The sequence below is a fragment of the Halomonas saccharevitans genome (assembly GCF_900116405.1).
In the GTDB taxonomy this organism is placed as follows: domain Bacteria; phylum Pseudomonadota; class Gammaproteobacteria; order Pseudomonadales; family Halomonadaceae; genus Halomonas; species Halomonas saccharevitans.
In genome coordinates this window covers 1-13,586 of sequence record NZ_FPAQ01000035.1, presented here as the reverse complement: position 1 = coordinate 13,586, position 13,586 = coordinate 1, and the positions used below count along the sequence as shown (strand labels likewise).

At 64.1% G+C, this 13,586-nt stretch carries 11 protein-coding genes and 1 tRNA gene; 6 read left to right on the top strand and 6 right to left on the bottom strand.

The window, feature by feature from the left end; genetic code table 11:
* Nucleotides 1–6: 6 nt before the first annotated feature.
* The 5 genes from BM388_RS14110 to BM388_RS14090 form a co-directional block, all read right to left on the bottom strand.
* Complete coding sequence (locus tag BM388_RS14110) at nucleotides 7–870, bottom strand: efflux RND transporter periplasmic adaptor subunit (RefSeq protein ID WP_089851267.1); 864 nt, start codon at nucleotides 868–870, stop codon at nucleotides 7–9.
* Nucleotide 871: 1 nt separating this feature from the next.
* Nucleotides 872–1,090, bottom strand: coding sequence for a DUF1656 domain-containing protein (locus BM388_RS14105; RefSeq protein WP_089851266.1), 219 nt, complete (start codon nucleotides 1,088–1,090; stop codon nucleotides 872–874).
* A 327-nt stretch (nucleotides 1,091–1,417) separates the two neighbouring features.
* Entirely contained in the window at nucleotides 1,418–2,332 is a 915-nt protein-coding gene (locus BM388_RS14100) for a LysR family transcriptional regulator (protein WP_089851264.1), read from the bottom strand.
* Nucleotides 2,333–2,510: 178 nt separating this feature from the next.
* Entirely contained in the window at nucleotides 2,511–4,673 is a 2,163-nt protein-coding gene (locus BM388_RS14095) for a TonB-dependent receptor domain-containing protein (RefSeq protein WP_089851262.1), read from the bottom strand.
* A 202-nt stretch (nucleotides 4,674–4,875) separates the two neighbouring features.
* Nucleotides 4,876–5,439: a PRC-barrel domain-containing protein gene (locus BM388_RS14090; protein WP_089851260.1), complete on the bottom strand. Its 564-nt coding sequence runs from the start codon at nucleotides 5,437–5,439 to the stop codon at nucleotides 4,876–4,878.
* Nucleotides 5,440–5,705: 266 nt separating this feature from the next.
* Here BM388_RS14090 and BM388_RS14085 point away from each other — a divergent pair, with 266 nt between their 5' ends.
* Complete coding sequence (locus BM388_RS14085) at nucleotides 5,706–6,749, top strand: hypothetical protein (RefSeq protein WP_089851258.1); 1,044 nt, start codon at nucleotides 5,706–5,708, stop codon at nucleotides 6,747–6,749.
* 93 nt (nucleotides 6,750–6,842) lie between these two features.
* A tRNA-Ile gene (locus tag BM388_RS14080) sits at nucleotides 6,843–6,919 on the top strand.
* Nucleotides 6,920–7,016: 97 nt separating this feature from the next.
* Here BM388_RS14080 and BM388_RS14075 read toward each other — a convergent pair.
* On the bottom strand, nucleotides 7,017–8,867 hold the full coding sequence (locus BM388_RS14075; RefSeq protein ID WP_089851256.1) for a 3'-5' exonuclease: 1,851 nt from the start codon (nucleotides 8,865–8,867) through the stop codon (nucleotides 7,017–7,019).
* 361 nt (nucleotides 8,868–9,228) lie between these two features.
* Between BM388_RS14075 and BM388_RS14070 the strand changes: the two genes are divergently transcribed.
* From BM388_RS14070 to BM388_RS14055, 4 genes are all read left to right on the top strand, one after another.
* Nucleotides 9,229–11,619: a DNA/RNA helicase domain-containing protein gene (locus BM388_RS14070; RefSeq protein ID WP_089851254.1), complete on the top strand. Its 2,391-nt coding sequence runs from the start codon at nucleotides 9,229–9,231 to the stop codon at nucleotides 11,617–11,619.
* Between the two features lie 107 nt (nucleotides 11,620–11,726).
* Nucleotides 11,727–12,083, top strand: a complete 357-nt coding sequence (locus BM388_RS14065) for a nucleotide pyrophosphohydrolase (protein WP_089851253.1) — start codon at nucleotides 11,727–11,729, stop codon at nucleotides 12,081–12,083.
* Nucleotides 12,084–12,303: 220 nt separating this feature from the next.
* Nucleotides 12,304–13,080 carry a type IV toxin-antitoxin system AbiEi family antitoxin domain-containing protein gene (locus BM388_RS14060; RefSeq protein ID WP_089851251.1) on the top strand — a complete coding sequence of 259 codons (777 nt, stop codon included), beginning with the start codon at nucleotides 12,304–12,306 and terminating at the stop codon, nucleotides 13,078–13,080.
* Nucleotides 13,081–13,308: 228 nt separating this feature from the next.
* Nucleotides 13,309–13,586 (top strand): transposase (locus BM388_RS14055; RefSeq protein WP_175535104.1); only part of this gene is annotated, 278 nt, incomplete at its 3' end.

The following is a 13,586-nucleotide window of genomic DNA, read 5'->3' as shown; positions in this document are numbered from 1 at the left end:
GCGCGCCTACTCCGCGGGCTCGAGGATGTGCACCGTGGCCGTCATGCCGGCGCTCAGGGTGATGCCCTCGGGGATGTCATCGAGGGCGATGCGCACCGGAATGCGCTGGGCGAGGCGCACCCAGCTGAAGCTGGGCTGCACCCGCGGCAGCAGCTGGGCGTTGGGATCGGTGTTGGTGTCGGCGATGGCGCGACCGATGCTGTCGACACGCCCGGTAAGCTCGGTATTCCCACTCATCAGCGTGATGCGGGCGGGCTCGCCCACGCGGATCGTGTCGATCTTGGTCTCTTCGAAATAGCCGGTGACGTAGAACGAGTCGGCCTTGACCAGCGCCATCACCGGCGAGCCGGCGTTGACGTAGTTGCCCTCGGCCAGCTGCAGGTTGAGCACGTGGCCCGCGGCGGGGGCCCTGACCGTGGTGCGCGCCAGGTCGATGCGGGCGCGCTCGAGCTCAGCCTGCGCCTGGGCCAGGGAGGCGGCGGCCACGCGGCTGTCGATGCGCGACGACTCCTGGCTCTCGGCGCTGATGGCCTGCCGGGTCAAGCGGTTGCGTCGCGAGGCCTCGTGTCGGCTCAGCTCGAGCTCTGCCTGGCGCTGTTCCACCACCGCCTGGTGGGTCGCCACGGCCGCCCGATAGCGAGTCGGGTCGATGGCAAACAGCGTATCGCCCGCCTCGACACGCTGGTTGTCGGTGATCGCCAGGGTGTCGACGCGCCCGGCGACGTCCGGGGCGATGGTGATCACCTCGGCCCGCACGCGGCCGTCCCGGGTCCAGGGGGTATACAGGTAGTAGTGCCATAGCCACAGGCCGGCGGCGATGGCCGCGGCCACGACGGCCAGGGTCACGAGGCTGCGAAGCAGGGTGCGCATATCAGAGCGTTCCGTCGGTAAAGGCGGCGAGGTAGGCGATGGCCGCGGTGCAGATCACGAACAGGGCGGTATCGAACCAGGCCTCGAACCACGGGCGTGAAGTGCCCGGCAGCCGGTACAGCAGCGCCCGCAGGATCAGCGCGACCAGCAATCCCAGCAGGGCATAGGCCAGCAGGGGAGAGAGATAGATGCCGCCCAGGGCGATTTCCTGAAGGCCCATGTCTGCTCCTGACGCGCCGAAGGTCGTGGTGAGGGATGGTCGTGACAGCCGGCCGTTAAAGATAGCAAGCTAATGAAGGGCGGCCATCCTAGCAAAGGCTGACTCGGCGCACACCCGGGCAGTGCCCTGCGCTTCATGAAAAGGCGGCGCGACGTCGCGATCGGTCGTCACGCAGGGCTCGAGCACCGCATGAGAATAGAGGCCCTGCGGCGACGCCGACGACGCGTGCGACTCGCAGGGTCAAGGATCGAAACGCCAGCCCTGTGAGCGTAGACCGCACTGTCGAAGAACAGCCAGAACGGATCGCGTTCAGCGCTGCCGGGTGGCTCAGTTCGCCGGGGTGGGGGCGTGCCAGGCCTCGGGGACCGCCTGGCGCAGGACCTCGAGCAGGGTGGCGACCCGCCGCGGCTGGTGGCCATAGGCCGAGAGCAGGGTGACCGGCAGCGGCGCCGCCTGCCAGTCGGGCAGGCAGGGCACCAGCTCGCCGGGGTGGTGAGCCTCGCGCTGCTCGGCCAGCCAGTGGGGCAGCAGGCCGATGCCCCGCCCGCGGGCGATGGCATCGACGTGCAGCAGCGTCAGATCGACGCTCAGCCGCGAGCGCGGCGGGCGAACGTGCACGCTGCCCTGTTCGGCGTGGTGCAGCGTGAGCCCGCGTCGGCTGTGGCCCAGCAGATCGATCCAGGCGTGTGGCGCGAGCGCCTGCGGGTGAGGCGGCACGCCGTGGCGAGCCAGGTAGTCCGGGTGGGCGTAGAGGCCGCGGGTCAGGTGCCCGAGCGGTTCTGCCTTGAGCTCCGAGGGCGGCACGGGGCCCAGCCAGACATGCAGGCGGTGGCTGTCGGGAACCTGGGGCGCGACCTCCCGCGCGTGCAGGGACAGCTCCACATCCGGGTGGCGCGCCAGGAAGGCATCGATGATCGGGGCCAGCCAGCAGCGCGCCAGGGCGCCGTGGACCTCCAGGCTGATGCGGCCGCTGATCGACTCGGAGAGCTCGTTCAGGGCCTCGCGGCTGCGCGTGGCCAGCGCCAGCATGTCGCGGCAGTAGTCGTGGAACAAAAGCCCCGCCTCGGTGGGAATCAGCCGGTTGGCCTGGCGGCGCAGCAGCGGCTGGCCGAGGTGCGTCTCCAGCTGGCTGATGCGCCGGCTCAGGGTCGACTTGGCCACGCCCAGCGCCTGGGCGCTGCGGGTCAGGCTGCCCGTCTCCATGACGTCGTCGAAGGCGGTCAGTTCATCGAAATCGGGCATGTCGGCGGCCATGGCGGAAGGAGGGGCGGGAAAGACAGATGGGGAAGCGAGTGCGTAGTGTGCCAGCTGGATGGCTAGATGAAAATAATTAACCGATGGTATTTTATCTCGTTAACGCACCGCCCCGGCGGAGGCCGGGGCGATGCGTGCGGGGCGACGAGGCGTGGCTCACCCCGGCTCAGAACGCGTAGCGCGCCGAGAGCCACAGCCGACGGCCCTCCTCGCTGTTGGCGTAGGCGTTGCCGTACTTGCTGCCGCCGTCGTAGGCGCGGTAGTCGACGAAGTCCTTGTCGAGCAGGTTGTAGACGGTGGCGCTGAGCGTCACGTTGTTCGACAGGGCATAGCTGCCCCCGAGGTGGAAGAGCGCGTAGGCCTCGAAGTCGCCCAGGTCGGCGAAGGAGGCGGCGCCGCGCACCCGCTCGCGGTTGCGATAGCGCTCGCTGCGATACTCGCCTGAGAGCCAGGTGCTGAGCCTGTCGCTTGCCTGCCAGCGCAGCGTGGCGTTGACGGTGTGCTCCGGGGTGTCGGTCAGCGGTTCGCCGGCCTGCTCGCCGCTCTTCTGCTCGCTGTCGGTATAGGTGTAGTTGGCGCTCAGGTGCCAGGCCGGTGCCAGCTGTAGGCGGGTCGCCAGCTCGATGCCCTGGGTCTCGGCCTCGTCGACGTTGATGTCCTGGGCGTAGGTGCCATCCGGTATCAGCGGGTCGCCGCTCACCGCGAGATCCGGCCCGGCGGCGATCTTGTCGTCGAAGCGGGTATGGAAGAGGGTGGCGCTTGCCATGAAACCGTCGCCGTTGTCGAACTGGGCGGAGAGTTCGCTGCTGGTGCTGGTCTCCGGCTCCAGGCCGGGATTGCCGATGGTCAGCACGGTGCCCTGGCCGGTCACGCCGTTGATGCCGGCGTGCAGGTCGTTGAGCGTAGGCGTCTTGTAGCCGCGGCTGATACCGCCCTTGAGCGTCCACTGCTGCGTGGCGTTCCACACCAGGTAGCCGCGCGGGCTGAACTGGCTGCCGAAGGCGTCGTGGTGGTCGTAGCGCCCGCCCAGGGTCAGCCCCCAGTCGTCGGTGAACCACCACTCGTCCTCGGCGAACAGCGCCCAGGTGGTCTGGGCGAACTCCTCGGTGGCCAGGCCATCGGTCAGCTCGGAATCCATCCACTGGCCGCCGACGGTCGTGACGTGATCGCCCAGCGGCATCACGAACTTGCTGTCCAGAACCGTATTCGTCGTCTCCAGCTCACGTTCGGAGCCAATCCGCGGCCGATGAGGCAGCGTCGGATGTATCTCGCCGAAGCCGTAGTATGCCGTTACGTCACCGTCGCTGTTGGTTTCGGTAACATCCGGAATGGTGCGGCCTTCCGTCTCGGTCACATTGTGCATCAGGCTGGATTCCCAGGTTCCTGCATCGAAGCGCCCAGTATGACCGAGGGTCAGCTGGTTCCGCTCGAAACGCAGTTCATCGGAGTAGCCTTTGATGCCGTTTTCAGGGGTGTCCAGCGTCCCGAGTTGTCCCTCATCGTTGTTGTAGCGCTGGCGGCTGGTCTCGGCATCGAGCCACAGGTCGTTATCCGCGTTCGGGGTCAGGCTGAGCCTGGCGCCCAGGCTGTAGACGTCGCCTTCCACCGGGCTTGGGCCGCGCTGGCTGACCGGCACCTCGGTGCCATCCGCCTCGGTGTAGGTCAGGTGCGAGGCGTCGCGGTCATGGAAACGCCCGCGCACCTGCAGGCCCAGGGTGTCCTCGATCAGCGGCCCGCTGGCGTAGAGGCTGGTGGCGCGGCTGTCGCCATACTCGTCGTGCTCGTTGAGCGTGGTCTCGGCCTCTACCGAGCCGCCCCATTCGCGGCCGACCTTGCGGGTGATGATGTTGATCACGCCGCCCATGGCGTCGGAGCCGTAGAGGGTCGACATCGGTCCGCGGATCACCTCGATGCGCTCGATGCTCGACACCGGCGGAAAGAAGCTGGTGGCGGTCTCGCCGAAGCCGTTGGGGGTGACGCTGCCGGCGGTATTCTGGCGGCGGCCGTCGATCAGGATCAGGGTGTAGTCGCTGGGCAGGCCGCGAATGCGAATGTTGCGCCCGCCGGTCTTGCCGACCTGGCCGCCCACATCGACCCCCTCCACGCCGCGCAGCGCGTCGGCGAGGCTCGTCACGCGCTTCTGCTCCAGCTCCTCGCGGGAGATCACCGAGATGCTGGCCGGCGCCTCGCTCATGGCCTGCTCGAAGCCCGCGGCGGTCACCACGAGACTGTCGAGGTCGACGGCTTCCTGAGCCAGGGCCGGCAGGGCGGTGGAGGCGGCGGCCAGCGCCACGGCGCGGGACAGGGCATGGGGGGCGAGAGAGGGCATGGGACTCCTTGAATGATAGTGATTATCAATGGCAAGGAATTCTAATGAAGAATGATCCTCATTTGATGCCCTTTCTCATGAAACGTCGAGTTGCGGATCGTGCAACAGCGGGGCGGGGGTATCATCAATAAGACGGGCCCGATCCAAGATCGGGCCCGTCTTTCTTACTGCCTTGCTGCGCTCCGGCGAGGCAGGGGTGTGATTACTGGTTGGCGGCGTCCTGGGTCTTCTCGCCGACATTCTCCAGCGCCTGGCCGATGCGATCCAGGGCGCGTGACGCACCCTCCTGGGTGCTTTCCCAGGCGCTGGCGGCGCCCTCCTTGGTGTTCTCCCAGGCCTGCTGGGCGCCCTGGCGGGCGTTCTGCCACCAGTCATTGGTGTAGGCCGGCTGCTGAACCAGTTCCGCCTCGCTCAGGTCGACGTTCACCTGATACTCGATCTCTTCGAGGCTGTTGCCGTTGTGGGTCTCGACGGTGAACTTGCCGGCCTCGACCACGAATTGCTGGTTACCCTTGAGATCGAGCAGGCTGCCGGTATCGACGACCAGGGCGCGCACCGTCATGTCGTTGTCGAGCAGGATGTCCTCGACCTCGCCGATCTGCGCGGTGCCGGCGGTGGAATAGACATCGGCATCCATCAGCTCGTCGGCGGAGTAGAGGCCCTGGGGCGCGGCCATGGCACCGGCGGACAGCGCGAGGCTGCCGGCGAGCAGGGCGCCGAGGGTGGCGCTATGGATGGCGTGATGCAGGGGCTTTCCGTGAATCATGTGATCTCTCCTTGTACAGGCTTCTTTCGCAGGCGGTTCGCATCAGGCTCCCGTCGGCAGGAACCTGGCGTCAGGCCCGTGGCTACGGGTCCACTGAGTAGCTTAGCCAGGTTCTGCGGCGTGCCGTCACGCCGTACCCCCTTTGTACGGTGTGAAGCCGTGCGGGTTCACTGCCGTGCGGTAACGGACTGTTACGGCTCGCGCCCTATCGCGGTGGGCCTTGGCCCATTAGGGTGAGGAACATATTCACGAGAGGAGGCGTGCTCATGGTCAAGGCGAGCATTCGGCAGCAGGGCACCATTCACTGTTTTCCCGCAGGCCTTCGGGATGAAAAGGGCAGGCTGGTGAACGCCGAGGTCTCGGCGGTGGCCTTCGACGGCAAGCGGCTGCTGATGGCCAGCGACAAGCCGATTCCCGGCGAGGCGCGCTCCGCCTGCTTCGCCCTGCCGATCGACGATCAGGGCCCCGACGACACCCGCCTCGACTACTACACTCAGCCGCTGATCAAGCAGGCCGAGAAGTACGAGGATTTCGCCCTCACCGCCGATGGCCGCCATGTGCTGGCCACCACCGGCTTCGATCGCATCGACGACGAGAGCCACGCGCTCAACGACTACAACCACCTGCTGATTTGGCCGCTGGGCGAGCCCGACAAGGTGCAGGTGGTTGATCCCGATCCCCGCGACGGAGTGGAGGGCTCGCTGGAGTTGCGCGGCAAGCTCAGCGGCGCCATCGGTTTTCCCTACTACAAGATCGAGGGGCTCGCGGCGATTCCCGGCGAGCGCGGCGACGGCCTGCTGCTGTTCGGCATCCGCGAGCAGGGCAACGCCCATGACGACTTCGCCTACGTCAGTCGCGTGGTGGGCGCGCACTACCAGATCAGCGAGAGCGGCAACCTCGAGTTCCTCGACGAGATGCGCGAGTTCTTCGCCTTCGACCCGGGCCATCACGAGGGCGTGCGCTTCGAGTGCGGGCTCTCGAGCCTCGAGTACGACCCCTACCACGCCCGGCTCTACCTGCTGACCAGCTTCGAGACCGAGCAGGATGGGGAAGAGCAGATCGGCGGCTATCTCTGGGAGCTGAGCCTCGAGGAGTTCCGCGCCGGTGAGACCCCGCGGCTGGTGACCACCCCGCAGGGCGACCCGCTGGAGTTCGAGCACAAGGCCGAGGGTCTGGCCGTGCTCGATCACGACCGCCTGTTCGTCGCCTACGACAACGACCGCCACCTGGGGCTCGGCAGCGTGGACGAGCGTGACGAGCGTCACGCCTGCGAGGCCCCCTACACCATCCTGACCGTTATCAACGCCTGAACCACGCGTTGGGGGAGGCCGCCGGCGCCGCGGCGCTGGCCTCGCCCATCGGCTTTCGCTATCATACGGCCGCGCCGTTCGGCGCTTCTGATAGGGCCTATAGCTCAGTTGGTTAGAGCAGGGGACTCATAATCCCTTGGTCGTAGGTTCAAGTCCTACTGGGCCCACCAAATATCAACGAGTTACAGCACGTTTTCCCCTTCCCTCCGCTGTACTCGACTGTACCTGTCTACACGCTCGATGTCGGGCCGAATCTGACGGCTTCCGTCAGGCCGAGGCGAGCTCCGTCAGCCGCCGTGTGTACCAGTTCGCCTGGCAGCTGGTCACCAGCAGGCGACGTCGGGCGCGGGTCATGCCGACGTAGAGCAGACGCGCTTCCTGGAATTGTTGTTCCTCGTCGTTGCTCAACGCCCCGAGCCCACACAGCAGCACGGTGTCGAACTCCAACCCCTTGCTGCTCTGACGGCTTAACAGCACTACCTCATCGGCGTGTGGATCGTAACGGCGCTTGTCTGCGGATTGCTGAAGGCATCGATTGGGTATGCCGGCTTCCCGCAGGACCTCGTGAAAGAATCGTCCCTGAGCATTGCCGGTATACACCACCGCGATACTGTTCAACTCGCTGCCCTCGTCACGCCATGTCTGGATGCAGCGCACCAGGTAACGTGCCTCATCATGGGCGCTGCTGAAGCATCGAAAGGCGGGCTTGGGTCCGCTCACCCCGGCGACTTCCGGGGCGATCAGCGGAATATGGTCCTCGTCGGCGTCCTGGGCCTCCAGGAAATCCCGGGCGAAATCGTAGGCAAAGGAGAGAATTTCCCGGGTATTGCGATAGTTCAGCTTGAGAATCGTGGTGCGTCCACGCGCCTGCACCCCGGCCGAGGAGAGCGGAAACTTGAGCGAACTCTTCTGGTAGATGGACTGAGCATCGTCGTAGAGCAGCAGCAGCGAGTTGGTGTCCGGATCGATCATCTGCACCACCAGCTTGAGCCATGCCTGCTCGAAGTCGTGGCCCTCGTCGATCATCACCGCCCCGTACTGCGCCCGGGGAATGCGTGCCGCATCGACGGCCTGGATGACGCTTTCCACCTGACGCTCCCAGACGGGCCGGTTTCCCGGCAGCGTGTCGACGTGGTAAGTCTCCAGCTGCAGGCCGCACCACTCATGGAAATGGTGCACCTTGACCGTCTCTGTGAGCCCCTTTTCGGCGATGAAGCTGCGCAGGCGCGCCGCCAGGGTGATGTAGAAGCACAGCACCAGGATCGGCTTGCTGATGGCGCGCGCCAGGTGCAGACAGCGGTAGCCGAGGATCAGGGTCTTGCCGGAGCCGGCGACGCCATGGATGACCCGATGGCCATCGCCCATGCTTCTCGCCAGCTGTTCCTGGTGCAGGTCCATGACGCGCACGATGTCGGGAACGAGAGGCTCGGATGACGCGTCCTCCTCGCTGGCATCGTCATCGAAGAGATCTTGCGTAGGCGCATCGATGCGTACTTCCGGGAACAGCTGCCAGCGAATCCGGTCGATCTGCGGAACGCTGAGCTTCTCACCAAACCGATACTCGAACATGTCCCAGAGCCGCTGCTGGAAGGCTTCCGGGTCGGTTGTTGTTTGCATCTCATCCTTGCAGATGACGCGCTGTGCCGGCAGCAGCGTTTCCTGCTCGGCCTCCGGAACGACTTGATCCCACTGCTTACGCGTGATGTTGGGCAGCACCACGCCGTGCCCGTAGGGAAAGCAGAGCTTGCCCTGGTAGCGAGCATCGGACTGAGTGAGCTGAGGGTCACGCTTCAACTGATCGATGGCGGCGAAGGCGCACTGACGAGCCTGCGCCAGCGGGTTACTGACCGTCTTGCGTCCCTCCTGGGTATCGATCACGACGCTGTCCGGGGTGATCGAGCGGAGGGTCTCGATCTTCCAGTCCTTGACCTCGAGGAACAGCAGACCGCGCGCCGGATGCAGAATGATGAAGTCGGGGTAGCGGCGTCGACGCCCCAGCGGAATGTCGTACCAGACGAGGTAGTCCTCCTCCAGCAGGCTCTCCAGCCGACGACCAAAGCGGCGCTCTCCACGCGTCATGCGGGCGACGGTGGTGAGCGAGGGAATGATCGTGGCCATGGTGTCGGAGTTCCAGTGGTGGGCAACTGCCCGCAGGTAGCATCTCGTATACTAAATCACCTTAGTGATCCGGAGGCGTCCATTCAATGAGCTCATCCTAAAGTTTGAGTGTACCGCGAGCGTCACGCTGTCGCCCGGGAAGAGGTCCTGCTCTAACGCTGTCTCGCTCGATGAATCATTGGGGAAGGAATGCCAGGACAGTCGTCGGTCTTTGGCACTGATGACTCAGAGGGCTCCCGTAGCCTACTGTGGCTCTAATATGAGCTTAAGTTGATATCATGGCGTGGCGATAACTTTCATAATTTTCTGAAAGCGTGCCTGGGCTTTTATAAAAATTTGTTTATAAAGGGATTTTTCGGGAATGCTGGTCTACAACGCCACCAAGCAGCAGTTCATCGACGATGTTCGCGCCAACGTCATCACCGACGCCATCGAGAACGAGGTGGCACGCAGACTGAACCGCAACTCGCCGCGCAGCGAGGTGACGTCCTGGGAGAACTCCCTGCGCTTCATGATGAGCGCGCTGCTGGACGAAGCGATTCCCGCGTCGGCGGGAGTGGCCATCGAGTACAACATTCCGCTGACCAATCGCCGTGTGGACTTCATCCTGACCGGCAAGAACCACCAGCGGGACGATGCGGCGGTCATCGTGGAACTGAAACAGTGGCAGTCCGTCGAGGTGACGAAGAAGGATGCCATCGTGCGCACCCAGCTGGGCGGCGGCGTGCGTGAGACCAACCATCCGTCGTATCAGGCGTGGTCCTATGGCGCGCTGATCGAGGACTACAATGAGACGGTACGCTCCGAGGCGATCCGCCTTGTGCCTTGCGCCTACCTGCACAACATGAAGCAGGGGCACGCCATCAATGATCCCTTCTACGAGCACCACACGCGCCGTGCGCCGGTCTTCATCTCGCAGGATGCCTTGAAATTGTCGGCGTTTCTGAGCCAGCACATAAAGTACGGCGACAGCAACAACATCATGTATCGCATCGAGCACGGTGTGATCAAGCCGAGCAAGAACCTGGCGGATGCCCTGGCCTCGATGATGCAAGGCAACGCCGAGTTTTTGATGATCGACGACCAGAAGCTGGTCTATGAAACCGCCATCGATCTTGCGCATCGCGCGGCCAGCGGGAGCAAGCAGTGCCTGATCGTCAAGGGCGGGCCAGGTACCGGCAAGTCGGTGGTGGCCATCAACCTGCTGGTGGAGCTGACGAAGCGCGAGATGATGACGCAGTACGTCTCGCGCAACTCGGCCCCTCGTGAGGTCTTCAAGAAGAAGCTGACCGGGACGCGCAAGAAGACCCACATCGACAACCTGTTCAAGGGCTCGGGCAGCTACGTCAGTGCCGAGCCGGATACCTTCCATGCCCTGATCGTCGACGAGGCGCACCGGCTGAACGAGAAGTCGGGCATGTATCAGAACCTGGGCGAGAGCCAGATCAAGGAGGTGATCGCCGCGTCACGCTTCTCTATCTTCTTCATCGATGAGGCGCAGCGTGTGACGCTGAAGGACGTGGGCACGGTCGAGGAGATCCGGCGGCGGGCGGCCGAGGGCGGCGCCGATGTCCACGAGCTCGAGCTGGCGTCGCAGTTTCGCTGCAACGGCTCGGATGGCTATCTGGCCTGGCTCGATCACGCCCTTCAGATTCGCACCACGGCCAACACCGACCTGGAGGACATCGACTACGACTTCCAAGTGTTCGATGACCCTAGCGCCATGCGCCAGGCGATTCTCGAAAAGAACCGCAAGGCCAACAAGGCGCGCATGGTGGCGGGCTACTGCTGGCCTTGGGCGAGCAAGAAGGACAAGCAGGCCATGGACATCGTGTTTCCCGAACATGGCTTCGCCGCCCAGTGGAACCTCGATGACGACGGCATGCTGTGGGCGATCGCCGATGGATCAGCAGAGCAGATCGGCTGCATCCATACCTGCCAGGGGCTCGAATTCGACTACGTCGGCGTCATCATCGGCGACGACTTCGTGATTCGTGACGGCCGCGTGGTGACGGACGCGGCCAAGCGGGCGGGGCAGGATCGCTCGGTGCATGGCTACAAGAAGATGCTCAAGGAGCAGCCCGAGCATGCCCGTGCCCTGGCGGACCAGATCATCAAGAACACCTATCGCACGCTGATGACGCGGGGCCAGAAGGGTTGTTACGTCTATACCACGGACCCCGAGACCCGTGAGTACTTCGCGGCCTTCGCTCGTGCGCAGGCAGCCACCGAGCATACCGATCTGGCTGAAGAGGCCGAGACGCTGGATGGTTTGCACCTTCCCATCGTGACGCGTGATCAGGCCGCGCCGTTCGAGCGCCATGTGCCCGTGTACGACCTGAGCATCGCCGCCGGCGAGTTCAGCGAGATTCAGATCGCCGACGCCGAGCACTGGGTCGAGCTGCCGGACTTCATGCGAGTAAGCCCCGACCTGTTCGTCAGCCGGGTGGTGGGGGAGTCGATGAACCGGCGCATCCCCAACGGCGCTTGGTGCCTGTTCCGTGCCAACCCTGGCGGCACACGGCAAGGCAAGGTTGTCGTGGTGCAGCATCGCGCCATCGAGGACCCGGACCACGGCGGCAGCTTCACTATCAAGCTATATCAGAGCGAGAAGGTCGAGGAGTACGGCGAGTTTGTGAACCAGCGCATCGTGCTGAAGCCCCAGACCAACGCCTTTGGCTACAAGGACATCGTGCTCGAGGACGAGCTTGGGGATCTGAAGGTCATCGGCGAATTCCTCTCCGTGCTGTGAGCAAGCGGGCGGCCGGATCGCCGCCTATGCCGATGTAGGCTAGATAGCGAGCGGCAGAGCAGGCATGCTCACCGCTATCCGATACCGCAGAACCAGGTGAGCCCTAGATGTCAGACCCGTTCAAGCAGCTTAGCGACGCCATGGACCAGTTCGCCACCGAGCGCGACTGGGACCAGTTCCACTCGCCCAAGAATCTGTCCATGGCGCTGACGGTGGAGGCAGCTGAGCTGCAGGAGTGCTTCCAGTGGCTGACCGAGGCGCAGTCCAAGGAGCTAGATGAGCAGCAACTGGCCGCCGTGCGCGACGAAATTGCCGATGTTCAGCTCTATCTGATCCGGCTGGCGGGCAAGCTGGACGTGGATATCGAAGCTGCATGCTGGGCGAAGGTGGAGAAGAATGCAGAGAAATATCCCGCCGACCAGGTGAAGGGAAGCGCAAAAAAGTACACGCACCATCAGTATTGACGTGATGTGTGGCCGCTTTGTCCTCTGCAGCGGCCTTCTCTGCCTGGCTTCGTCCCTCAAACTTCCCCCCACTGAATTCGGGCTCAAGCAGGGCCTGAGACTCAGCCTTTGGTTTAAATTCTAAGCTAAAAACGGCATTGAATGGCGGTTTTGTGCTTGAAGATAAACCAGCGTGGTTTATTCTTCACTCTGAAGACGGAATTTAAGGCCGCTGTTTGACGTGAAAATAACCCAGCTGCTGCACAAGATCCCGTATGGCGCCGTCGTGACGACCGCCTGGCTGGCGTCACACGGCGTCACCTCGGATCAGGCGCGTAAGCTGGCCAGCAGTGGCTGGCTGCAACGCGTGGGGTACGGCGCCTACTGCCAAGCGGGGGAGCCTCTTACCTGGGAGAGCGCTGTTTTCGCCCTGCAGGCGAGCGACGACACGGGCTTACCACCGCTTTGGCCGGGTGGCCAGACGGCCCTCGCACTGCATGGCTTTGCCCACTATCTGCCCATGGGGGAGAGCACAACGCACCTGTATGGCAAGGAAGCCGTTCGGCTGCCTCGGTGGTTGAGTGATGCCGAGTGGGCAGGGCGGATGGTGCTTCACTCGGAAAAGGGCCTGCCAGTGCAGCTTCCCGGTAGCTTCACGGACTACGCGCCGGATGGCAGGGCCTTCAGCTTGCAGGTATCGACCCCCGAGCGAGCGGCCCTGGAGTGGATCGCCGTGACGCCGAATGCGCTGCTGTTCAGCAGTGAGCTGGTGGACACCTTCGGCGGGCTTAACACGCTGCGCCCGCGCCGGCTGCAGGCATTGCTGGAGGGGTGCCGTTCGGTGAGAACGAAGCGTGCCTTCCTGGTGCTGGCTCGCCACGCCGGGCATGCCTGGTACGGTCGCCTGGAACCACGTCGACTGGACCTCGGCAAAGGCAAGCGGCAGCTCTGCCAGGGCGGCAAGCTGGACAGGGAATATCACGTGACGGTGCCGGAGGCGTTCCTGCATGCCGATTGAAGCTCGCTACCACGAACAGGTCCGGCTGCTGGTCTCGCTTTGCCAACGGCATCGTCGATCACATCGAAAGTAATGGGGAGGCAGGGAGTGCTGTTGGTTCTGAGATTGCTGGCGGAGGGGAACGGATGAGATGAGCAACCAAGGGCGTGATTTTTCCATTAACCCGGCTTATTCATGAGGGCGTCCTGAAAACGAAGATGGCGAGTGGTTTTCTCTTGTAGAATCAAGATGTTCCTGCCAGAACACGATTCAAGAGGACCACTCGCCATGGGTGAAACCCTAACGACCTGGTCGCCCTCGTGCAACGGCTCTGTCCGTGTCGAGCTGAGCGGCCACCGCACCACCAGCGACAGCGGCGCTCTCCTGCTGCGTGAAACCCTCGACAACAGTGGCGTGATCGAGGCGCTCGAAGACAATCTGGTCGATCGACGCCACCCGCTGCGTATCCGCCACTCGTTGGCCAGTCAGCTGCGCACCTTGGTCATGCAGCGGGCGATGGGCTGGAT

Excerpts from the sequence above, each read along its gene's own strand:
- BM388_RS14110 (WP_089851267.1), bottom strand. The coding sequence starts at position 870 with ATGCGCACCCTGCTTCGCAGCCTCGTGACCCTGGCCGTCGTGGCCGCG.
- BM388_RS14105 (WP_089851266.1), bottom strand. The coding sequence starts at position 1,090 with ATGGGCCTTCAGGAAATCGCCCTGGGCGGCATCTATCTCTCTCCCCTG.
- BM388_RS14100 (WP_089851264.1), bottom strand. The coding sequence starts at position 2,332 with ATGCCCGATTTCGATGAACTGACCGCCTTCGACGACGTCATGGAGACG.
- BM388_RS14095 (WP_089851262.1), bottom strand. The coding sequence starts at position 4,673 with ATGCCCTCTCTCGCCCCCCATGCCCTGTCCCGCGCCGTGGCGCTGGCC.
- BM388_RS14090 (WP_089851260.1), bottom strand. The coding sequence starts at position 5,439 with ATGATTCACGGAAAGCCCCTGCATCACGCCATCCATAGCGCCACCCTC.
- BM388_RS14085 (WP_089851258.1), top strand. The coding sequence starts at position 5,706 with ATGGTCAAGGCGAGCATTCGGCAGCAGGGCACCATTCACTGTTTTCCC.
- BM388_RS14075 (WP_089851256.1), bottom strand. The coding sequence starts at position 8,867 with ATGGCCACGATCATTCCCTCGCTCACCACCGTCGCCCGCATGACGCGT.
- BM388_RS14070 (WP_089851254.1), top strand. The coding sequence starts at position 9,229 with ATGCTGGTCTACAACGCCACCAAGCAGCAGTTCATCGACGATGTTCGC.
- BM388_RS14065 (WP_089851253.1), top strand. The coding sequence starts at position 11,727 with ATGTCAGACCCGTTCAAGCAGCTTAGCGACGCCATGGACCAGTTCGCC.